Below are 21552 nucleotides of genomic sequence, written 5' to 3'. Positions count from 1 at the left end.
CCCCAATAGCGCGGCGATGATATCGTTTGTTGCGGCATGGAAACGACATTCTACCTGCATATTTGTTGAACGCGAAATGACCGTTCACAAACAAAACGCCAAATATCAATATAAATTTTCTTGGGATGATTGAATGGCAATGAATATTACATTGCCGCGAGGGAATAACAATGAAACTCTGCTCAATATTACCGGCGGATTAACTTGATAAGCGGTCCGACATTATCTGGCGAACCGGCGGCATATTAACAGGGGCTGCCGGTATTTATAGAATTTTAATATTACGCGGCGCGGGCGGGCGACCAGCGCGCGTTCAGGTAGCGGCGCGCGGGGCCCTCGATCAGGTAGTAGGAGGCGATCCCGAGCGCCGCCGCGCCCGCCAGCGCGAGCGGCAGCGGCAGTGCTTTTTTCAGGCAAGCCGCATAAAACGGCTGCTGCCAAAGGTACAGCGAAAACGACCACAAGCCCAGTTGGCGCAGGGGGCGCAGCGAAAACAGCGCCTGCAACGGCGCGGCCGCGCGCGGCAGCAGGTTGACCGCCAGCGCGAACGCGGCCACCCCAACGACCTGGGCAATCGCGGGCGGCACCGACCACCAGTGCAGTACCACGCCGCCGCCGAGCAGCAGGGGAACCATCACGCCATTCGTGCGCGGAACGCCGCGCCGGTGAAACAGCACGCAAAAGAATGCCGACAGCACAATGCCATAGGCCGCCGTTTCGGTATGCAGCATGTGCGCATACAGTTCCGGTCCGGGCGGATAAACGCGCTGGTACCAGATAATCATCGCCGCGCATGCCGCCGCCAGCGCCAGGAGAATCACCAATGGCGCGCGGCGCCAGGCGCGCACCGCAATCGCCACCAGCGACAGGGCGATATAACTGTGTTCTTCCACCGACAAGGACCAGATATGGCCGAATTGGACCGCGCTGCTTAATACGTAATTATTAAAGAAAAACAACGGTGGTAATATCTCTGACAACGTGATCGGCAAGCCGAGCGCCAGCCATGCGAGCGAGGTGAGAATAATAAACGCCAGGTGAGCCGGAATAATGCGCGAGATACGGCGCCGGTAAAAATGGCCGATTGCCACCTTGTCGATAAACAACAGGCGCGCCATCAGCATCCCGGACAGCACGAAAAACAGGCTCACGCCGACCCGCCCCAGGTTAATCCCCGGCAGCGGCATGAAGTGCCCGACCAGCAGCAGGCCGATGGCCATGCCGCGCCAGCCGTCCAGCGCGGGCACGTAGGCCGGGTGAGCAGGCTGCGCGTTCATGCGGCGGCCTGCGCGCGGCGCGCCTGGACGATGGCGAGAAACTCGCGGTACAGCGGGTGGCGAAAGGCCCACAGCAGCAGCGGCCATGCCACGCAGGTGGCACCGGCGCAGGCAAAGAAGGCCGCGTGTCCGAGCGCCTGGCCGGCGGGACGCAGCCAGACGGTCAGCGCCAGCGCCGGTGCGAGACTGAGGACGGCGAGCGTCAGGTTCATGCCCACATTGCGCAGCAGCGCACCAAAGTCGGTCGGCAGGCGGCGCTGCTTGAGCGCATACCAGTACGGCACGCTGACCACGGCCATGACCATGAAGCCGATCGCGAAATACTGCAGGTTGCGGTAATAGAAGACCACCAGGCACAGGGCGATGGCCTTGACCGGCTGGATCACCAGTTCGGCCGTGGCCACCAGTTTCGAGTGGCCGGCGGCCAGCAGCACCGTCGGCGTCAGGTTGATCATGGCGCTGGCGGCGCCGGCCAGGCAGAAAAACGGCACGAGCGGCGCCGACTGGTCCCACTGCGGCCCGAACATCAGGCGCAGCACTTCGAGCGGGAACAGCGCCGCAAAGCCGTAAAAGGTCCAGGCGATGGCGGTCACGTTGGTGACGCTGGCGACGTATTTTTCTTCGAGCGCGTCGCCGTTGCGCACCGCTTTCGAGAACGCCGGATACGCCACATTGCGCACCGCGCCCATGAAGTCGCGGTGGAACAGGTTCATCAAGCCCTGCGCGCGGCTGGCAATGGCCACGGCCGAAAAGCCCATGATCTTGCCGACCGCCAGATCGTTGATATCCATCGTGATCGAGGTGATCACGTTGGCGACCGTCAGCGGCCCGCCGAACTTCATGATCTCGCGCCACTTGGTCAGCGCGGGACGCAGCAGGCGCGCGGCCGCGCCCACATGCCAGATGCCGGCAGCGATGATTGCGTTGTTCAACACGGCGCCAAAGGCGAGCGCATACGCGCCTGCGCCCTGCCACGCCATCAGCAAGGTGGCGATGGTCGAGAGCACGGCGCCCGACAGGTTAATCCGCATCACCGTCTTGAAATTGAGTTCCCTGCGCAGCAAGGCCAGGCACACCGAATTGAAGGGCAGGATCAGGAAGTTGAGCGCCACGATGCGGGCGATGGTGGTGAGGCTCTCTTCATGATAGAAGGCGCCGATCAGCGGCGCACACAGTTGAATGAGCAAAAACAGGCTGGTGCCGAGGATCAGGGCCAGGCCCCAGGCGCTGGCGATGTAGTCGCTCGTCAGCTCCTTCTTCTGGATCAAAAAATTCACGAGACCGAAATCGCGGATCACCTGGGTCACGCTGATGATCGCCAGCGCGACCGAGAACAGGCCGACCTGCTTGGGCGTGAGCAGGCGCGCCAGCAGCACGAAGGAAACCAGGTTCAGGGCGATGCCGAGATAACTCTCCAGGAACGAAAACGCCATCGCGCGCCGCACGGTACTCATGCGGCGCTCCGTGGATGCTGCACGATCGCGTCGAGGGCGAGCGCCAGTTTGCCAGTGAGGTTAGCGCGCGTGTACATGGCCAGCTCGCTGGGAATGCGCGGCGAAAAGATCGACGCAGGGCCGCTCTCGCACAGGCGGGCCAAAATGTCCGCCAGCGCCTCCACGTCGCCCGGGTCGGCACGGCATGCGCCGCCGACCTGGGTGAGCGTCTTGGCCACCTCGCTGACCGGCTGCGCCGACGCCAGGATCGGCCGTCCGCTGCCCAGGTATTCGAACAGCTTGCCGGGCATGCTGGCATGCTCGTAGACGCCTTTCGAGACCGGCAGGTACAGCACACTGGCGCCCGACATCAGCGCGGTCGCTTCGGCGTGCTGCACGCGCCCGCGTTCCTCGACGATGTCGTCGATGCCGTACTCGCGCGCGGGGCCCGGCGCGTAGCCGGCCACCACGATGTTCAGGCGCGCCAGCGATGACAGTCCACGCTCCTTGAGCAGCCGTACCGCCGCGTACAGGTCGTCCGGGCCGTAGCCGGGCCGCCATACGCCGGTGTAGACGATGCGTACCTGATCGTCGGCAGGCGCCGGCGCGGCGGCCGGGAAGTCGTCTTCATCGAAGCCGTTGGTAATAAAAAAGCGGTTCTTAGGCAGCAGCTCCTGCGGCAGCAGGCCAAGGAACGATTCGGTGGTGGCGATCACGCCGGACGCCGCGCGCAGCACGCGCCGCTCCAGGCCGGGGTTCAGGCGCCGCTGCAGCCAGGTGGTCTTGTCCCACTCCACTTCGGCCGGCTTCCACAGGTCGCGATAATCGATCACGAACGGCACGCCGATGCGCCGGCTAAGCTTTTCGGCAACCAGAAATGACGACCACGGCCAGCCGGTGGCGTAAATGGCATCGAAGGGTTCCGCCGCATGAAGCCGCACGGCGTGTTCGACCGCCATGGGAATCCAGCTGGCGCATTCGTCCGGCACGTTCCAGAAACGGCGCACGCGCCATTCGATGGCGCCGGCCAGTCGTTGCGGGTCGATCACACTGGCGAATTTCGCCGCGATCCTGGGCGCCATGTGGCGGGTCCACAAGGGCGCGCGCTCGATGCGGGTACCGGGGCGCACTTCGTCCAAAAGCGACGCATCGCAATCCTTCGGGTCCGGGCTGTCGACCGTCAGCACGGTTGGCGTCCAGCCATGGTCCGGCAAGTGGTTGACGAACTCCAGGCTGCGGCGCGTCCCCGAATTGAAAATCGGCGGATACAAATAGGCGATGACCAGCACTTTCCTCATCGTTCAGCCACGCACTTTGCGGTACACGGCCAGGTGGCTGGCGAAACTCTCGGACCAGGCGAACTTGCGCACCCACTCGGCGGCGGCGGCGACCATAGTCGCGCGCTGCTCGCCCAGGCTGCCGGCACGCTCCAGCGCCGACACCCAGGCGTCAAGGTCGTGCGGCGGCACCACCATGGCCAGCGGCCCAATCAATTCCTTGAGGCTGCCCAGCGCGCTGAAGATAACCGGCACGCCGGCCGCCTGCGCTTCCAGCGCGGGAAAGCCGAAGCCTTCGTACAGGGTCGGGTACAGCACCGCCTGGGCGCCCCGGTACAGGGCGCGCAGTTCGGCGTCGGACAAAAATTCGGCGAACAGCACACGGCCCTGCAGATGCGGCGGCAGTTCGGCCACGGCGGTGCGGCGGGCGGCGGCCCCAAAACCGCAGATGACCAGTTTCAGGTCCTTCTGGCGGCTGGCGGCGATCACTTCCATCGCCCACTCGGGGCGCTTGCGCTTCATCGGCCCGCCCAGGTAGACCGCGTAGGGCGCGCTGCCGATCTGGCGTGCCAGTTCAGGATGCATCGCACTCTGCTCGTTGGTGAAGTAGGCTTCGTCGATCCCGTGCGGAATCACCGTCAGCTTCGGTTCCAGCCACGGCCAGCGCGCCAGGATGTCGGTGCGCGAGCATTCGCTGATGGTGATAACGTGCGCGCACTTTTTCAGGGCCGCCGGAATCGTGTGGTCCCAGTACAGGCGCGCGCCGAGCGTGTCGGGGCGTTCTTCCCAGGCCAGCGTATCGTGCAAGGTCACCACCGTGGGTTTTGGCTGCCACAGCGACAAGGCACCTTCGGTCGCGTGCAGCAGGTCGATATCGAGTTTGCGCAGGCGCAGCGGCAGGCCGACCTGCTCCCATGCGCGGAAACGGTCGCCGCGGAAGGTGAACACGTCGGTTTCCAGGTTGGCGCCGGGGGGCGTGACCATGCCATGGCGGTCGTCGTCGCCGAACAGGCGCCAGTGCATCTCGGGATGGTTCTTCGAGTGGCTCAGCAGCTCGTACACGTACTTGCCCATGCCGCGAATATGTTCCGTATTGAGGCAGCGTGCTACCAGTCCAATGTTGAGGCTCATGATTTTTCCTTTGATGGCGACAGCGCCTTGAGGCCAGTCTTGACCAGCACCTTCCACGCCGGGACGTGGGTGGGGTCGGTGCGCAGCGCGGTCCAGCCGGCGCGCCGCGCCTGGCCCAGGTTGCGCGCTTGCAGGTGGGCGCCGGCGAAGTCGCTCCAGCTTTTGGCAAGCATGCGCCGCACCGCTTGCGCGTCGCCGATGCGCCCGTCGGGCGAGGCCAGGCCCCAGCGCCCCAGCGCCTGGCCGATCACGCGCGCACGGTAATTTTCGGCGGGCGTGGCCTTGGTGATGCTGGCCGGGTGAATGCGGTACAGGGCGTAAGGCCGCGCCACGCGGTCAATCGGCGTCACACGCGAGGCGCGCAGCCACAGGTCGTAGTCTTCGCCGAGGCGCAAGGTGGTATCGAAGCCGTTCAATTCCGCCAGGAGCGTGCGCTGCATCAGCACCGTGGAGGTCCACACCACGCAGTCGAGCAGCAGCTGCGGATAAATCCAGCCGGTCGCGCCGGCCCAGCGCGCGCTATCCATCGCCTCGTCCTGCAGGCGCGCCAGGTAGTCGGGCGGCGGCTGCGGCACGTCGCTCGGCCACACCTTCCAGGCGGTGTAGCTCATGCGGCAATCGGGCAGCGCCGCGATCTGCGCCAGCTGGGCCGCCAGCTTACCGGTCAGCCAGATGTCGTCGGCGTCGATAAAGGCAATCCACTCGCCGCGCGCGGCGGCGATGCCGGCATTGCGCGCGGCGGCCACACCGGCGTTGGCCTGTTCGATGATGCGCACCGCCGGAAAACCCGTGCGCACCCGTGCCACCGAGCCGTCGCGCGAGCCGTCGTCAACCACGATGATCTCCAGCTCCACATCCTTTTGCGCCAGCACCGAGGCGATGGTCGCGCCGATGTAGCGCTGCGCGTTGTAGCAGGGGATGACGACCGACACCAGCGGCGTGGATGCGTGAGGCATGGCTATTTCCGCACAATCGCGTTAAAGAGGCGCAGCTGGCCCGCGGTGGTGCTGTCCCAGCTGAACTGCTCGGCGTAGCGGCGCGTGTCGTCATGCGCGGGGTAGTCGGCGCGCAGTGCCTGCACGGCATCGGCCACGCCCTGGCGGCTGCGCTCCCGCATCAGCACACCGGCTGCCGGCGCGGCCACCACTTCCGGTGTGCCCCACACGCGGCTGGCCACCACGGGTGTCCCGCAAGCCATCGATTCGAGCAGCACATTGGCCCAGCCTTCGCGGCTCGACGCCAGCACCAGCGCGTCGGCCGCGCCGTAGTAGCGCGGCAGTTCGGGCTGCGGCACTGCGCCCAGGAAGCGCACGCGCTCCTCCACCTTCAATTCGCGCGCCAGCGCCTGCAGGCGTGGCAGTTCGACGCCGCTGCCGGCGATGAGCAAGGTCACGCCGGGGAGCAGCGGCAGCGCACCGATGGCCAGGTCGTGGCCCTTCAGTTCAACCAGGTGGCCGACCGACAGCAGGGTAAAGCCATCGAGCCCGATTTCGCGGCGCAAGCCGGCGCGGTCGCCCTGATGGAAGCGCTGCAGGTCGACGCCGTTGCGCAGCGGCGTGATGGTGGCCGGGTCGGCCCCCAGCTGCACCAGCTCCGTCTTGAGCGCGTCGCACACGGTGATGACGGCGGCGGCGTTGGCGGCGGCCCACTGGATCATCTTGCGCGGTTTGGCGAAATTCGGAATCAGGCTGATGTCCGAGCCGCGCGCGGTGATCACCACCGGCTTGTTGAAATGCTTGCCCAGCTTGACCGCAGCCACGCCATCGGGATAAAAATAGTGGGCGTCGATCAGGTCGAAGTCGTAGCCTTCATCGAGCATGCGGCCCACCGTGGCTTTTGCCGCATTCGCCAGCAGCGCCGGCGCGAAGTTCATGCCGACCTTCGGGATCACAGGATAGCGCGGGTGCAGCACCGGCAGGCCGAAGCGCTCTTCACTGGCGGGAACGCGTGCAAAGTCGCCGTACTGGCCGAACCGCTTGTCCGTGAACGGAAACCAGGGCACCGGCGCGACCACGCGCGCCTCCACCTGGCCGCTGGCGACCAGGTGGCGCAGGCGCGTCTCGACGAAAATGGCGTTGTTCGGCCTGACCAGGTTTGGAAACAGGGTCGTGAAGGTCAGGATTTTCATTCGTCGCCGGCGCGCTTGAGCGAGCCATACACCGCCTTGTAGCGCGCCACGCTGGCGGTCCAGGTGCGTTCGCGCTCCACGAAGGCGCGGCCATTGGCGCGCAGCGCAGCCCAGCGCTCCGGCGCGCCCAGGAGGGCCAGCACCTTGTGCGCCAGCGCGGCCGGGTCGCCGGCGGCGAACAGGATGCCGGTCTGGCCGTCGTCGATCAGTTCGCGGTGGCCGCCCACGTCGGATGCGGCCAGCAAGCGGCCCTGGGCCATCGCTTCGAGCGGTTTGAGCGGCGTGACCAGGTCCGTCAGGCGCATCTTCAGGCGCGGATACACCAGCACGTCGACCAGGTTGTAATAGCGCTGCACCTGGTCGTGCGGCACACGGCCGGTGAACACCACCTGATCGGCCACACCCAGTTGCTTGGCCAGCGCCTTGAGCGCCGCGTCCTGCGGTCCACCGCCGACCAGCAGCACGCGGATGTCGGGGTTCGCCGCCAGCATGGCCGGCAGCGCGCGCAGCAGCACGTCCAGGCCTTCGTAGGCGTAGAACGAGCCGATGAAGCCGAGTACCGACTTGCCGTCGAGGTGCAGGCGCAAGGCCAGCGACTCGTCGCGCGCGCCGTCGACGCTGAAGTCGGCCACGTCGACTGCGTTCGGAATCACGGTGATTTTTTCGGCCGGGATGCCGCGCCCGACGATCTCGGCGCGCAAGCCTTCGCAGATGGTGGTGGCGGCGTCGACACGTTTGAGCGCGTAGGTTTCCAGCGCGCGCGTCATGCGGTAGCGCAGGCCCCATTCGCGGCTGGTGCCGTGATCGACGGCGGCGTCTTCCCAGAAGGCGCGGATTTCATACACCACCGGAATGCCGAGGCGGCGCCCCACGCGCAGGGCGGCGACGGCATTGAGCGCCGGCGAATGCGCGTGCAGCACGTCGGGCTTGACCTCGCGCGCGACGTTGAGCAGGCGGTCTTCCAGCACGTCGATGACGGCGACCTGGTTGAACACCGGCAGGCGCGATAGCGGGCCGCCCGCCGCAGCCGTGCGGAAGAAATCGAGGCCGTCGACGTGTTCGAAGGCGGCCTGGGTCATCCCCTGTTTGGGGCTGGTGACGTGAAAGGTGTCCCATCCCAGCGCGCGCTGTTCGTTCAGGATCGCGCGCGTGCGGAAGGTGTAGCCGCTGTGGAGCGGAATGGAGTGGTCCAGCACGTGCAGAATGCGCAACGGCTCGCCCGCCACCGTCATGCTCCCGCTCCCAGCAGCTCTTTGCGCAGGAAGGCTTCAAACATCAGCAGGGTCCAGATCGGAGCGCTGTAATCGCGCCGGCCAGACTCGTGCTGCTCGACCATCTCGGTCAGGTAATCGATGTTGAAGATGCCGGTATCCTTGAGCGTTTCGCCAAGCAGCGAATCGCGCACGCGCTGGCGCAGCGGGCCGCGGAACCACCCCGCCAGCGGCACCGCGAAGCCCATCTTCTTGCGGTACAAAATATCGTTGGGCAGGTACTGCTCCAGGCTTTTCTTGAAGATGTACTTGCCTTCGCTGCCGCGCAGCTTCATTTCCGGCGGCAGGCCCGAAATCCACTCCACCAGCTTATGGTCCAGCAGCGGCACGCGCACTTCGAGCGCATGCGCCATGCTGGCGCGGTCGACCTTGGTGAGAATGTCGCCCGGCAGGTAGGTTTTCATGTCGAGGTACTGGATCATCGACAGCGGATCGTCGGTTGGCGATTTGGCGGCGTGGCCCTGCATCACGTCGATTGCGCGGTAGCCCTGCAACTGTTTTTGGAAGGCTGGGGTGAACAACTGCGCGCGCATGGCGTCGGACATGATCGACACACCATGGAAGTAACCCTCGACCAGATCGCGCGAGAGCGCCTCGAAGGTGGTCTTGGCGCGGAACATGCGCGGCGCCCAGTCGGCCTTGGGATAGTATTTTCCGAGCGGGCCGAAAACCAGCTTGCGCAGGCCGGTCGGCAGGCGCGAACGCACGCTGTCCTCGGCCATGGCGTAGCGGTAGCGGCGGTAGCCGGCCAGGTTTTCGTCGCCGCCGTCGCCCGACAGCGCCACCGTCACGCGTTTGCGCGCCAATTGGCACACGCGGTAGGTCGGAATGGCGGAGCTGTCGGCATACGGCTCGTCGTACAGGTCGGCCAGGGTGTCGAGCAGCGCGTAGTCGTCGGTGTCGACCGTTTCGGTATGGTGGTGCGTCTTGTACTGGCGCGCCACCTGTTCCGCGTACTCCGACTCGTCGAATGCCTTGTCGTTGAACGCAATCGAGCAGGTGTTGACCGGGTCCTTCATCAGGCCGGCCATCATGGCCACGATGGCGCTCGAATCGACGCCACCCGACAAAAACGCGCCCAGCGGCACTTCGGCCTTGAGGCGGATCTTGACCGCTTCGCGCAGGCGCACCACCAACTCGCCCTCGGCGTCGCTCTGGGTCATGGCACCGTGCAGCTTGAACGGCACGTCCCAGAACTGGCGCGGCTGCGGGATCGGCTGGCCGATTTTCACGGTCAGGCAAAAACCGGGCGATAGCTTGAAAGCGCTGCTGTAGATGGTTTTCGGTTCCGGCACGTAGCCGTAGGCGAAATAGTCTTCCACGGCGCGCGGGTCGATCGCGCGCGGCAGGTCCGGGTGGGCACGCAGCGACTTGAGCTCGGAGCCGAAGATGAACATCCCGTCCGGCAGCACGGCGTAGTAAAACGGTTTGACGCCGAGGCGGTCGCGCGCCATGAACATGGTCTGCTTGACGCGGTCCCACACGGCGATGGCGAACATGCCGCGAAAGTGCTGCACGCAGTCCTCGCCCCAGGCCGACCAGGCGTGCACGATGGTTTCGGTGTCGCTCTTGGTGCGGAACACGTAGCCGAGCTTTTGCAGTTCCTCGGTCAGCTCGGGGTAATTGTAGATTTCGCCGTTGAAGACCACGCCGACATTGCCTTCGGCATTGAACATCGGCTGCTGGCCGCTCAGGATGTCGATCACCGACAGGCGCCGGTGGCCGAAGCCGACGCCCGGCTCGGTGTACACGTCGCCTTCATCCGGGCCGCGATGGTGCTGGGTTTCGTTCATGCGCTTGACCAGCGCCGGGTCGATCTCGCGCGCACCGCGCGTATCAAAAATGCCGACTATTCCACACATGATTTCGCACTCTTCCTGAATTGTTTTTTATGTTCGCACAAGGCGTCGTACAAAGATTCGTAAGCGGCCACCATGGCCGCCATGTTGTAGTGACGCTCGACCCGCGCGCGGCCGGCCGTGCCGTGTTCCAGCCGCAGTGCGGCGTCCATCACGTAGCGCTCCAGCGCATCGGCCATGGCAACCGGGTCGGACGGCGGCACCAGCGCGCCCGTCACGCCATCGGCAATCACTTCCGGCACCCCGCCGACGCGGGTGCCGACCACCGGCAGGCCGCTTGCCATCGCCTCCAGCGCCGAACCGGGCGTGCCTTCGGCAATCGACGACAGCGCAAACATATCGAAGCCGCGCAAAATGTCGGCAACGTCGGTGCGCGCGCCGGGCAGCCAGACCGCATCGGCCACGCCAGCCTGTGCGGCCTGGGCCTGCAGGGCCGCCAGCAGCGGGCCGCCGCCCACAATCGCCAGGCGCACCTGCGGCAGGCGCGCGTGCAGCAGCACAAAGGCGCGCAGGAGCGTCGCATGGTCCTTCACGTCCTGGATGCGGCCGACGGTGCCGATGACAATCGTCTCCGGTCCGAACTGGCGCACCGCGCCGCCTTGCGGGTTGAATTTGTCGGCGTCGATGCCGTTGGCCAGCAGGCGGCTCTTGTTCTCGGCCACGCCGATCACGGTGCGGTTCCAGGCCAGCATGTCGGCCGAATTGGCGTAGCAGCAGTCGTAGAACGGCAGCATCAGGCGGCGCAGCATGTTGTGCTTGCGGTTGCGCCCTTGCGGGTCGCCGGCGTCGCGTCCGTGCAGGCCGTTGATGCGCACCGGGACCCCGGCCAGCATGGCGGCCGGCGCGTATTCGACCGCCGACAGATTGTAAGTGTGCAGGATGGTCGGGCGCAGGCGGCGCAGCAGCTTCCACAGCGCCGCGTGGGTACCGGGCGACAAGCCGGGCTGCTTGTTCAGGGCGAACAGCTCCACGCCGGGCTTGGTGATCTTGTCGGCGAACGCGGTGTAGTCGGTCAGGCACACCACCGCATGGCGGTAGTGCGCGGCCGGCATGCGGTTGATGCGCTCGACGAGCAAGGTCTCCAGGCCGCCGAAATCGAGCCGGTAGATCAGGTGGACGACGAGGGGGATATCGGTCATCTGGCCCTCGTGTTGGCGGCCAGCGCGGCCTCGATGGCGGCCAGGTCGCCTTTGAGGAAGGCGCGCATCGCTACCCGCGCCGGCTCCGGATTCTCGTCGTACGGCGCGAAAATCATCACGGCGGCGCCGTCGTCGCTGGCATGCAGCAGCTTCTGGCGGATCTGCAGCAGCTTGCCGACGTAGTCGCTGCTGGTGGTGCTGCCGTCGATCCAGTACCAGTGCCACACCAGCATCTTGCCCTTCGGGCCGGACATGCTGCTCTCGCGCAGGCGCAGGCCGCGCTCGCCGATCGCTTCGTCGCGCACGACGGTGGTGATGGTGCGCCAGACGGGATCTTCAACCGGCGACAGGCGGTTGGTGGTGGTAATGAGCTTGGTGCCTTTGGGCGGCTTGCGGTAGTACAGCAGCTTGACGCCGACACCGACGCCATCCTGCGCATGGAACTGCTGCAGTTCGGCGCTCGCTGTCGGGAAGGCCGGAGTCCAGTCGACAAAGGCGGGGCCGCGCGGCGCACGGGTAGCCACTTCGGTCAGCACCACGGGCGCCGGCGCCGGCTCGGTCTTTTCCAGGTAGTGGTTATAGGCGGGCCAGATGCCGACGCAGGCGATGACCGCCAGCGCGGCCGGCAGCAGCTTGTTCAGCGGCGCCGGCGGCGCGTCCGGCACGGCCGGCGCTGCGGCCGCATCGGCGGCGGGCGCGGTATCTTCGCGCCAGATGGCGCCGATCCAGAACAGCAGGAACATCACGAAGCCGAAGAACACCCAGCCGTAAATCAGATGATCGAAGCCGACCGCCAGGGTCATGCCGCTCAGGTGACCGATCATCACGATCAGATAGGCGCGCGCGCCGTTGGCGAAGATCGGCACGATGATCGAGGCGACGATGAACAGCGCGCGGCGCCAGGTGGTGCGGTAGGTCAGGTAGGCGTACAGGCAGCCGAGCGTCACCGAGGAAATCAGGTAGCGCACGCCGCTGCACGCCTCCACCACCGACCAGTTGCCGGTCGGGATACTGAAGTTGTTCCCTTCGCGGAAAACTGGAATGCCGGTGGCGATCAGGGCGTCGACCGTGAAGTTGGCGGTCATGCCGATCAGCGGTTCGATGAACACATCGCCGAAGGGTACCGCGAACAGCATGAACGCCAGCGGAAAGGCCAGGCTGCGCGCGATCGGCATACCGAGGATCGCCAGCGCGCTCAAAGGCAGCATGGCCACAAAGGCGTAGTGGCGCACGATCTGCACTTCGCCCATTTCGCCGAGCAGCCAGGCGGCGCCGCAGCCGGCCAGCAGGACAAGCGCGGGCCACCATGGCTGCACCGGCATGGCGCGCAGCGCATCGCGCCGGCCCCAGATCAGCCAGAGGCTGATCGGCAGGATCACATAGCCGTGCGCAAAGGTGCCGGAACTGTCCCAGATGTTGACGATCGACGCCGCCGTCTCGAAGTAGGCGAGGAAGGGAAACAGCAGCACGGCGCCGATCAGGAGCGACTGCAGCAAATAAGACTGGGCCGGGCGCGCCGGGTTGAGGGTAATGCCTTGTTCCACTATGCGCTTTCGACGGACATCTGTTCTAACAGGGAGACAACCGGCGCCAGGTTGCTGGACCAGCCATACTGGGTTTCGACGGCGTGGCGCGCTGCGCGGCCCATGTCGGCGCGTGGCGCATCCAGCGCCTGGCCGATGGCGGCAACGAACTGCGGCGCGTCCGCGGCAAGCAGCAGGTCGCGTCCCGGCTCGGCGGCGATGCCTTCGAGCGCCTGGGGCGACACCACCACCGTTTTGGCCATCGAGAGAGCTTCGAGCACCTTGTTCTGGATGCCGCGCGCGATGCGCAGCGGCGCCACGCACAGGGCCGCATGCGCGACGTACGGGCGCACATCGGGCACGGTGCCGGTGACGGTGACGCCGGGCAGCGCGGCCAGTTGCAGCACGTCGGGGGAAGGACGCGCGCCGACGATGACGAATTGCGCCGCCGGATGGCGCGCCAGCACGGCCGGGAAAATCTCGCGCGCGAACCAGGTCACCGCGTCCACGTTCGGCCAGTAATCCATGGCGCCGCAAAACACCAGCGCCTGCTGGCCGGCGATGAAGGGATTCGGGTAGTCGGCGTGCGGCGTGAAGTAGTCGGTATCGACGCCGTTATTGAAAAAGCCGGTGCGCTCGGCGCTTTCGGGCGCCAGCTGGCGAAACAGCGCCGCCTCCGGCGCCGAGACGAACAGCGCGGCCGCGCTGTCAAGCGCCACCTTGCGCTCGTAGCGCAGCAGCTGGCGCGCTTCGTGCGCGTACAGCATGCTCATGGGCCAGGATTTCTGCGCGGCGTACTGGCGCCATTTGTCCGAATCGACGTCGCAAAAGTCGACCACGCGGCGCGCCTGCGGATACGGCTCGGCATACTGCGCCATGGGCGAGGAAAACACCAGGATGCGATCGATCTTGTTGGCCGCCATGGTGCTGGCGACCCAGTCGCGCAAACCCTTGTCGCGGTAGTAGTCGAGCGAGAGCGAGCGGTTGGCCAGCAGCGCGCCCAGGCTGCGCACGCGCGCCATGGTCGGATCCAGGCGGGCGAAGTGGCTCGACGCGCACAGGGCCTGCACGCGCGGCAGGTGCTGCCAGTCGTCGGCGTCGTCGACAAACGTCGCCAGGTGCACCTTGTAGTGGCGCGCCAGGTGCTTGAGCAGATGATACGAGCGGATCTTGTCGCCCTTGTTGGGCGGGTAGGGAATCCGGTGGATCAGCAGCAGCAGGTCGTCCACGCTCAGCCCAGGCTCTTGACGATGTGCGGGCCCAGGACATTGGCCAGCGCCAGCGGCATCTTTTTCCACAGCTTGATGAACAGCTGGTACTTGGGATTGAGCGGGTTGTTGTCGGGCAGTTCGGTCGACTCGTACAGGCGGTATTCGTAGGCCAGCGGCGTGGGCGAAAAGCCCCAGTTCTTCTTGAAGTCAAAGGCGCCGGTACCGAGTTTGCTGCGGCCGAAGTCGAAGATGCGCGCGCCGCGCGCGGCGGCGGCCTGCATCAGGTTCCAGTACATGAAGTCGTTGCCGGCGAATTCGCGCGCGGCCGGCATGCCGCCGCCGTAGTAGGGCAGCACTTCGTCGCGGAAGTAAAAGCTCAGCACCCCGGCCACGATCGCGCCATCCTTGACGATGATGCGGATTTCGCATTCCTCGCCGAAGACTTCCTTGATCACCGCGAAGTACTTTTTCGGGAACACCGGCGTGCCGAGACGGTGCACGCTGGTGGCGTAGGCGATGAAGAAGCGGTCCACGCCCTGGTCGATCTCGGCGGTGAGGCCGCACTTGATCCCCTTGCGTACCATGGCGCGCTGCTTGCGCGGGATGGCGTTCATGTTCTCGTCGTCGTCGGCGGTAATCGCCTTGCGGAAGGTGACGTACAGTTCCTTCTGGTGCCAGGCCGGGTCGCCCGCGTGCGCCGGCAGCAGGTTGCGGTATTCCAGATGGCCGACCTTGAGCGAAGCGGCCAGCTTGTCGGCGGCGGCGTCGAGCAGCGGACGGGCTGCATCCGACGTGGCGGCCACGCCGCCCAGCACGCAGAACGGCAGGGAGCCGAGAGAATGGCCGAACAGGCGGCTCTTGATCTCGGCCAGCGGCAGCACGCCGACGATCTGGCCATCCTGTTCCACGTAGTAGAACCAGGTCTTGTGGCCGTACACGCGGTCGATGATGGTTTGCCAGCCGGCGCGGTGGAAAAACGTCGCTTCCGGACAGGCGGCCACGAATGCATCCCAGCGCGCCATGTCGCGCGCGTCGCCGGCGCGCAACAGATGCACGGTGGCGCCAGCGCCGCTGCTGGTGGTCGGGCGGTCCTGCACAGCGTCGGTAATCGAACTCATTTAGTCCCTAAGAATATGCGGTCCATGCGGTCCCAGGCAAAATCGCGCGTGAGCAGCTTGATGCGCCCTTCCATGCGTTGCAGGTTGACGTAATGGCGGAAACGGGTTTTCAGGCTGGCGCCTTCGGGACGCGGCTGGCCGGGATCGAGCTCCCACGGGTGGAAGTAAAAGATCGCCGGCTGGCCGTCGTCGCTGTTCACGCGCCGCATCATCCAGCGCGACAGGCTGTAAGGCAGCAGGCGAAAGTAACCGCCCCCGCCGGCCGGCAGCTTGCGCTGGCCCAGCATGGCGGTGGTGATTGGGACCTCCAACAAGCCATCGGGCCCGTTCGGGTAAAACGCGAAGCGCGGCGCGTCCGGCATGCCGTAGTGGTCGTGCTGGATCGGATAGATGCTGGAGCTGTAGCGGTAGCCGGCGTCGTGCAGCACGTCGAGCGCCCACAGGTTGGCGGTGCCGATCGAAAAACTCGGCGCGCGGTAGCCGAGCACTGCTTGGGCCCCAATGTCTTCCAGCAGGGCCTTGCTGCGCCCGACGTCGTCGGCGAATTCGGCGCGGGTCTGGTCGGAGGCGCGCAGGTGGCCGTAGCCGTGGCTGGCCAGTTCGTGGCCGCCGGCGACGATGCGGCGCACCATGTCGGGATAGCGTTCGGCGATCCAGCCCAGCGTGAAAAAGGTGGCATGCACGCCGCCGTCGGCCAGGATCGCCAGGATGCGTTCGATGTTCGCTTCAACCCGGCATTCGCGCGCTGGCCAGGACTCGCGCGCGATGATGGGCGCGAACGCCGACACCTGGAAGTAATCCTCGACGTCGATCGTCATCGCATTGCGGATCGGTTGGCCGAGCGCGCGCGGCATGGCGGCTGGATGCAGGCGGTCGTTCATTCGTGGTGGTCCGTGGTGTGGTGATCCGGCGCGTGGTGGGAGAGCGCCGGCAGGGTGCTGACGACTTTTTTGAGGATCGACAGCACCGATGCCATCGACTTTTCCATCTTGAGAATGCGCTCGTCGAGGTAGCCCGGGTTATCCAGCGTGCCGATCGAGGCCACGCCGCGCAGGGCGGCGGCAGCCTGCTCGCGCAGCGCTTCGGGCGGCAGTTCGTATTCCTGGCGGATGTCGCGCACCACTTCATTCACATCGGCTTCGGTGAAGGAGTGCATCTCTTCCAGGTAGCCCATCAGCAGCAGGCGGTCGCACAGGGCGTTGGTCTTCCTCGGAATGCCGCCGCTGTAGTCGTAGATGGCCGCGTGCGCACCGGGGGAGAACGAGGGATCATCCGTCCAGCCGACCGTATGCAGGCGGTGTTCGACGTAGGCCTGGGTTTCCGGGCCATCCATGGGGCCGAGGTGATAGCTGGCCGTGATGCGCTGGCGCAGCTGCTGCATGCCGGCGCTGTGCAGGATGGTGCGGAACTCCGGCTGGCCCAGCAAAAAGGTTTGCAGCAAGGACTTGTCGTCGGTCTGGAAGTTCGACAGCATGCGCAGTTCCTCGACCGCGCGCGGGGTCAGGTTCTGCGCTTCGTCGACCACCAGCAAGGCGCGCTTGCCTTCCTGGTCGCAGGCGAGCAGGAACTGTTCGAGGCGCTCGAGCAGCGCGGTCTTGCTGGCGTTTTCGTACGGCAGCCCAAAAGCGGCGACTACCGTGCGCAGGGTGTCGTCGGCATCGAGATGGGTGTTGACGATGTGGGCGGCGACGATCTGCTCGGACGGCATTTGCTTGAACAGGTTGCGCACCAGCGTGGTCTTGCCGGCACCGACTTCACCGGTGATGACGATAAAACCTTCGCCATGCGACAGGCCGTACTCGAGGTACGCCATGGCGCGCTTGTGGCCTTTGCTGGCAAAGAAAAAATGGGGGTCCGGCCGCAGCCGGAAGGGCTTGTCGCTCAGCCCATAATAAGTTTCATACATCGCTGACTCGATTCCGCTAGAACTGTAAGGACAGAGACGCCGACAAGGCGTTCTCGCGGTACGACGCGACCTGGTCGGTCGTGGTACCGGACACGCGGCGCGCCTCGAAGGCGCCCCGCACTTTGGGCGCAAACTGGCGCGTCACGGCCAGTCGCAAGGCTGCATTCTTACTCGACAAGCCGGTGGCATGCGACTGCGTGCGCGAGGTGGTCCACGAAGCGTTGATCCCGCTGCGCGAGGTCAGGCGCATGTTCCACAGTGCGCTGCCGCCGCGCTGGGTGGTGTCGTCGTTGATGCGCGCGCTGGCCGGACCGGTGAGCAGGCTGTCGGTCTGGATCAGCGACAGCCCTTCGCGCCGGTTATCGAACGCGCTCAGGATCAGCGTGGTGCGCGCCGTGTTGAGCGCGACCGAGGCCTGGAACTGCTTCTGCAGGATGTAGCGGTTGCTGAAGTAGTTGATGCTGTCGGCCAGCGCGACCGGCAAGCCGGTGGCGCGGATGTAAGCGTCCACCGCCTGCGCGCGCGCCACCGGGTCGGGAATCTGCGCGGTGAACAGGCGGTCCAGCATCGAGGCGGTGTCGATGGTAGCTGGCAGCAGCAACTGCGAACGGGTGGTGGTCACCGAATCGCTGTAGTTGATGCTCCAGACCGAGCGGCGGCTGCGGTGCAGCGCCTGCAGGTTGTAAGTATTGCCGTAATAGCGTTTGCCGGCGCCGGCCACGAGGCTGGTGCGCGAGGTCGGCGTCCATTCGATGCCGCCCTGCCAGAAGCGGCCCTTGGTCGGCTCGCCGCCGGCCTGGTAATCGTATTCGTCGTAGCCGGCGCTGGCGGTGAGGTTGAACTCCTGGCCGAGGCGGTAGCGCCCATTCGCGCTGACCATCTTGACGTTCGACTTGGGCGCAATGCTGTCGTCCACGCGCTGCTGGCTGTACTGCACGCCCCAGCCGACGCGGCGGAAGGTGCGCCCGCTGTTCAGGTTCATCATCAGCACGTCGCTGGTGCTGTCGCCAAAGCCGATGCGCCCGGCGTCGACCGAATCGTGGGTGTAGCGCACCGCCGCCGTGGCCGTACTGCCGAAGCGGTGCAGCATGTAAGGGCTGATGCGCCAGGTCTTGACGTTGGCGCGGTTGGCCGTGGCGTAGCCGTTGCTGTTGACCTGCGGGCCGAAGGCCGATACGGCTTGCTGGCCGATGGCGCCGTCGGCGTCGACAAACAGCAGGTCGTCGATGACGGTGGCCCTGGCCGCCGTGCGCAATTGCGACTGGGCGTGGCGCACGCCTTCCACATCGTCGTCGTCGAAGGCGTAGTAGTGCAGCTGGTAGTTGGCCGACAGTTTCAGGCGCGGGCCTTTGCCCAGCAAGGTGAAACCGGGCGTGAGCTCGGTCACGAAGCGGCTTTTGGCCTGGTCCGCGCGGGTCAGCGCCACGTTGTCGGTGACCGTCTCGCGCAGGTCGAGCGTGGGCGTGAACTTCCAGGCGGCGCGCCCTGACGGCGCGGCCAGCAGGGCCGCCAGCGCCACGGGAACGACCGCGGCGCGGCGCCGTCCGGACCCACGCTTAGCCATAGTGGTAGTCATACGTCTCGGTACCGGGGAATTCGCGCGTCTTGTTGTAGATCAGATTCACATTGCTGCAGCCTTCCAGCTGGCGCAGCGATTCCTTGACCGCGTGCTGGGTCGTGCCCTCGGCTTCGACCACCAGCGCGATCTGGCCCATGTGGCTGGCCAGTACATGTGCTTCGCTGGTGAGCAGCAGCGGCGGCGAATCGAAAATGACGATACGGTCGGGGTAGCGGTTGGCGATTTCGTAGACGAAGGTGCTCATGGCCTGGCTGGCCAGCAGTTCGGTGGCGCGCGGGTTGTTGCTGCCCGCCGGCAGGATGCTCAGGGTGTTGACGTTCGTGCGCAGCATGACGTCCGACATATCGAGCTTATCGTCGAGCAGAAGGTCCATCAGGCCGCGGTGGGCCGGCAAGCCGAGCGTGCGCAGCACCGAGGGACGGGCCACGTCGGCGTCGATCAGCAGCACCGTGTGGTCCAGTTCCATGGCGATGCTCATGGCCAGGTTGATCGAGCAGAAGGTCTTGCCTTCACCCGGCAGGGAACTGGTGACCATGATCAGGTTGCCCGGTTTTTCGCCGGGCGCGCGCGCCGCGAAAGCGCGCTTGAGCAAGGGCCGCTTGATGATGCGGAAGTCCTCTACCAAAGTGGTGCGCCCGCCGGCGGCCGTCACCAGGCCGATGCCATGCATGCGTTCCAGATCGAGTTCGACGTGGTTGGCGGTGCGGCGCGGCGCGTGCAGCGGCGCGGCTGCCGGCGCAGTCGCAGTCGCAGTTACAGCTTCCGCCACGGCGGCCGGCGGCGCTGGCGGCAGGCTGTCGGCATGGCGCGCGGTGCCGGCCAACGCACCCTGCGCCTCGCCCTTCTTGTTGTCGATGCGGCTGGCCGCTTTTTCGATAATGCTCACGCTGTTCTCTCCAGTGAAGGCCGCATCAGAGCAGCGGTCGTACAAACAGGGCAGCCATCACGCCGCCGTAGGCGCCGAACAGGACGACCACCGCCGCGCCGAAGGCGTACAGGCGCTTGGTGCGCATGACCTTCTGTTCGTTGGTCCAGTTCATGCTGATGCTGCCCAGGATAGGAATGCCGGTGACGTCGCGCAGGGTGCCCTGGCTCATGAAGGTCGGGCGCAATTGGCTCATCAGGAGGGCCACGCCCAGGCCGGCCAGCAGCGCGGCGGCGAACACGAACGAGAACAGGCGGTGGCGGTTCGGTCCCGACGGGGTCGACGGCACGGTCGGCGGGTCGATCACGCGGAAGGTCAGCATGTCGGTGGCCGAACTCAAGTCGCCCGACAGCTTGGCCGCTTCGCGCCGTCCGACCAGCTTTTCGTAGTTCTCCTTGTTGATCAGGTAATCGCGGTTGAGCTGCGCCAGCTGGGCCTCGACTTCGGGCGCGTTGGTGCTCTGCGAGCGCAGGCGCGCCGCGCGCGATCCGTATTCGGCCACGCGGGCCTTGAGCGAGGCGACCCGCGCTTCTTCCACCGACAGGGCCACGTTCATTTGCTGCAGCATGGGGCTGTAGTTGGCGCCGGGATCGTTGTTGCGCTTGTTGCGCTTGGCTTCTTCGAGCTTGCGCGCTTCCAGCTGGGCGATCAGGCGGCGCGCCGACACGATGTCCGGATGGGCATCGGTGTACTGCATGCGCAGGCTGTCCAGGTTCTTGTTGAGGGCGGCGATGCGGGCGTCGAGTTCGGGGTTGGCGACGCTTGATGCTTCGGGAGCGGTCAGCGGTGCCGGTTCCTCGCCGGCGATCTGGCGCTTGATGGCGTTGCGCGCCTGCTCGGCTTCGGTCAGTTCCAGGCGCGCCTGGTTGAGCAAGTCTTCGATCTGGGTCATGTTGGCGGTGAAGTCGGCGCCGCCGCCGCGCGGCAGCATGCCCAGGTGCTTGATCTTGAATTCCTTGAGCGCGTTTTCGGCCTGGACCAGTTTTTCTTCGTAATTCTTGATCTGGTCGTCGATGAACTGCACGGCTTTTTCGGAATCCTGCTTCTTGCCGCCGAAACTGCCTTCCACGAAAATCGTCAGCAGCGACTGCACGATATCCTTGCCCAGCTTGGGATTGGAATTCTTGTACGAGATCGTGTAGATGTCGTCGCGCTCGGTGCCGCCGATGCTGATCTGCGCCATCAGGTCGTCGACCAGCTTTTCGTTTTCCTTGGGGGTGGAAGCCTTGATGTCGAGGTCGACCATGCGCATGACGCGCTCGACGTTGGGACGGCTGATCAGGGTGCGGCGCATGAAGGCCACCTGCTGGTCCACGTTCGGCACGCTGGTCATGCCCGCCAGCAGCGGCTGCAGGATGCTCTGGGTGTCGACGTACACGCGCGCCGACGCCTGGTATTCGTTGGGGAGACGGTACACGACTGCCCAGCCGACCAGGGCTACGATCCAGGAAATGACGACCGCATACCAGCGGTATTTCCAGATCGCTTTCAGGAAGTTCGTCAGTAGGGCCTGCAGTTCTGCCATCTCGTCAATCTCGCCATGAAGGGCGGCCCGCAAGGGTGGCCCAGGCCGGCAGCTCTGCACACGGACGCGGCGCGCCCGGTGCCGCAAAGCGCCAGCCAATGTGTTGTCGGATGCACAAAAAGCAATTCGTTGCGGCAGCTCAGGGAGCTTACCAATGAATTGCTCCAAGGCATTGATTAATAATCATATGATACAGGAAATCCGATGCTTGCTGATAGTAAATTCGCTAACGAAAGTATACATTCAACAA

The 21552-nt window shown here is 65.5% G+C and carries 17 protein-coding genes; all 17 read right to left on the bottom strand.

What is annotated here, in order from left to right; genetic code table 11:
* Positions 1-281 precede the first annotated feature (281 nt).
* The 17 genes from CR152_RS02870 to CR152_RS02790 are packed head-to-tail and all read right to left on the bottom strand — an operon-like array spanning position 282 to position 21302.
* Positions 282-1277 carry an acyltransferase family protein gene (locus CR152_RS02870; RefSeq protein ID WP_157778299.1) on the bottom strand — a complete coding sequence of 332 codons (996 nt, stop codon included), beginning with the start codon at positions 1275-1277 and terminating at the stop codon, positions 282-284.
* Positions 1274-2731: a lipopolysaccharide biosynthesis protein gene (locus CR152_RS02865; protein WP_099873588.1), complete on the bottom strand. Its 1458-nt coding sequence runs from the start codon at positions 2729-2731 to the stop codon at positions 1274-1276. The genes CR152_RS02870 and CR152_RS02865 overlap by 4 nt, the downstream gene beginning before the upstream one ends.
* Positions 2728-4008, bottom strand: a complete 1281-nt coding sequence (locus CR152_RS02860; RefSeq protein WP_099873587.1) for a glycosyltransferase — start codon at positions 4006-4008, stop codon at positions 2728-2730. Before CR152_RS02860 ends, CR152_RS02865 begins: the two co-directional genes overlap by 4 nt.
* Before the next feature lie 3 nt (positions 4009-4011).
* Entirely contained in the window at positions 4012-5118 is a 1107-nt protein-coding gene (locus tag CR152_RS02855; RefSeq protein WP_099873586.1) for a glycosyltransferase family 4 protein, read from the bottom strand.
* Positions 5115-6074: a glycosyltransferase family 2 protein gene (locus CR152_RS02850; RefSeq protein ID WP_099873585.1), complete on the bottom strand. Its 960-nt coding sequence runs from the start codon at positions 6072-6074 to the stop codon at positions 5115-5117. Before CR152_RS02850 ends, CR152_RS02855 begins: the two co-directional genes overlap by 4 nt.
* Positions 6075-6076: 2 nt before the next feature.
* Positions 6077-7246 (bottom strand): glycosyltransferase family 4 protein, encoded by a 1170-nt coding sequence (locus CR152_RS02845; protein WP_099873584.1) that lies wholly within the window; start codon positions 7244-7246, stop codon positions 6077-6079.
* Positions 7243-8457 (bottom strand): TIGR04063 family PEP-CTERM/XrtA system glycosyltransferase, encoded by a 1215-nt coding sequence (locus CR152_RS02840; RefSeq protein WP_099881944.1) that lies wholly within the window; start codon positions 8455-8457, stop codon positions 7243-7245. The genes CR152_RS02845 and CR152_RS02840 overlap by 4 nt, the downstream gene beginning before the upstream one ends.
* A 17-nt stretch (positions 8458-8474) precedes the next feature.
* Complete coding sequence (locus CR152_RS02835) at positions 8475-10379, bottom strand: XrtA/PEP-CTERM system amidotransferase (RefSeq protein WP_099873583.1); 1905 nt, start codon at positions 10377-10379, stop codon at positions 8475-8477.
* Positions 10367-11515 carry a TIGR03088 family PEP-CTERM/XrtA system glycosyltransferase gene (locus CR152_RS02830; RefSeq protein ID WP_099873582.1) on the bottom strand — a complete coding sequence of 383 codons (1149 nt, stop codon included), beginning with the start codon at positions 11513-11515 and terminating at the stop codon, positions 10367-10369. The genes CR152_RS02835 and CR152_RS02830 overlap by 13 nt, the downstream gene beginning before the upstream one ends.
* Positions 11512-13059: an exosortase A gene (gene xrtA / locus CR152_RS02825; protein ID WP_229413264.1), complete on the bottom strand. Its 1548-nt coding sequence runs from the start codon at positions 13057-13059 to the stop codon at positions 11512-11514. Before xrtA ends, CR152_RS02830 begins: the two co-directional genes overlap by 4 nt.
* Positions 13059-14267 (bottom strand): TIGR03087 family PEP-CTERM/XrtA system glycosyltransferase, encoded by a 1209-nt coding sequence (locus CR152_RS02820; RefSeq protein ID WP_099873581.1) that lies wholly within the window; start codon positions 14265-14267, stop codon positions 13059-13061. The genes xrtA and CR152_RS02820 overlap by 1 nt, the downstream gene beginning before the upstream one ends.
* Before the next feature lie 2 nt (positions 14268-14269).
* Positions 14270-15367, bottom strand: a complete 1098-nt coding sequence (locus CR152_RS02815; protein ID WP_099873580.1) for a FemAB family XrtA/PEP-CTERM system-associated protein — start codon at positions 15365-15367, stop codon at positions 14270-14272.
* A complete protein-coding gene (locus tag CR152_RS02810; protein WP_229413263.1) occupies positions 15364-16248 on the bottom strand; it encodes an XrtA system polysaccharide deacetylase in 885 nt (294 codons plus the stop codon). The genes CR152_RS02815 and CR152_RS02810 overlap by 4 nt, the downstream gene beginning before the upstream one ends.
* Positions 16245-17273, bottom strand: coding sequence for an XrtA/PEP-CTERM system-associated ATPase (locus CR152_RS02805; protein ID WP_099873579.1), 1029 nt, complete (start codon positions 17271-17273; stop codon positions 16245-16247). Before CR152_RS02805 ends, CR152_RS02810 begins: the two co-directional genes overlap by 4 nt.
* 16 nt (positions 17274-17289) lie before the next feature.
* Positions 17290-18849: a TIGR03016 family PEP-CTERM system-associated outer membrane protein gene (locus CR152_RS02800; RefSeq protein WP_099873578.1), complete on the bottom strand. Its 1560-nt coding sequence runs from the start codon at positions 18847-18849 to the stop codon at positions 17290-17292.
* Positions 18830-19738 (bottom strand): XrtA-associated tyrosine autokinase, encoded by a 909-nt coding sequence (locus tag CR152_RS02795; RefSeq protein WP_099873577.1) that lies wholly within the window; start codon positions 19736-19738, stop codon positions 18830-18832. The genes CR152_RS02800 and CR152_RS02795 overlap by 20 nt, the downstream gene beginning before the upstream one ends.
* 25 nt (positions 19739-19763) lie before the next feature.
* A complete protein-coding gene (locus tag CR152_RS02790) occupies positions 19764-21302 on the bottom strand; it encodes an XrtA system polysaccharide chain length determinant (protein ID WP_099873576.1) in 1539 nt (512 codons plus the stop codon).
* Positions 21303-21552: the final 250 nt, after the last annotated feature.

It is taken from the genome of Massilia violaceinigra, from assembly GCF_002752675.1.
Classification (GTDB): domain Bacteria; phylum Pseudomonadota; class Gammaproteobacteria; order Burkholderiales; family Burkholderiaceae_D; genus Telluria_A; species Telluria_A violaceinigra.
The sequence above is the reverse complement of the archived record's forward strand: the minus strand, read 5'-3'. Positions and strand labels throughout refer to the sequence as shown.

Excerpts from the sequence above, each read along its gene's own strand:
- CR152_RS02800 (WP_099873578.1), bottom strand. The coding sequence starts at position 18,849 with ATGACTACCACTATGGCTAAGCGTGGGTCCGGACGGCGCCGCGCCGCG.
- CR152_RS02860 (WP_099873587.1), bottom strand. The coding sequence starts at position 4,008 with ATGAGGAAAGTGCTGGTCATCGCCTATTTGTATCCGCCGATTTTCAAT.
- CR152_RS02835 (WP_099873583.1), bottom strand. The coding sequence starts at position 10,379 with ATGTGTGGAATAGTCGGCATTTTTGATACGCGCGGTGCGCGCGAGATC.
- CR152_RS02830 (WP_099873582.1), bottom strand. The coding sequence starts at position 11,515 with ATGACCGATATCCCCCTCGTCGTCCACCTGATCTACCGGCTCGATTTC.
- CR152_RS02845 (WP_099873584.1), bottom strand. The coding sequence starts at position 7,246 with ATGAAAATCCTGACCTTCACGACCCTGTTTCCAAACCTGGTCAGGCCG.
- CR152_RS02815 (WP_099873580.1), bottom strand. The coding sequence starts at position 15,367 with ATGAGTTCGATTACCGACGCTGTGCAGGACCGCCCGACCACCAGCAGC.
- CR152_RS02850 (WP_099873585.1), bottom strand. The coding sequence starts at position 6,074 with ATGCCTCACGCATCCACGCCGCTGGTGTCGGTCGTCATCCCCTGCTAC.
- CR152_RS02865 (WP_099873588.1), bottom strand. The coding sequence starts at position 2,731 with ATGAGTACCGTGCGGCGCGCGATGGCGTTTTCGTTCCTGGAGAGTTAT.
- CR152_RS02870 (WP_157778299.1), bottom strand. The coding sequence starts at position 1,277 with ATGAACGCGCAGCCTGCTCACCCGGCCTACGTGCCCGCGCTGGACGGC.
- CR152_RS02855 (WP_099873586.1), bottom strand. The coding sequence starts at position 5,118 with ATGAGCCTCAACATTGGACTGGTAGCACGCTGCCTCAATACGGAACAT.
- CR152_RS02790 (WP_099873576.1), bottom strand. The coding sequence starts at position 21,302 with ATGGCAGAACTGCAGGCCCTACTGACGAACTTCCTGAAAGCGATCTGG.
- CR152_RS02810 (WP_229413263.1), bottom strand. The coding sequence starts at position 16,248 with ATGAACGACCGCCTGCATCCAGCCGCCATGCCGCGCGCGCTCGGCCAA.
- CR152_RS02805 (WP_099873579.1), bottom strand. The coding sequence starts at position 17,273 with ATGTATGAAACTTATTATGGGCTGAGCGACAAGCCCTTCCGGCTGCGG.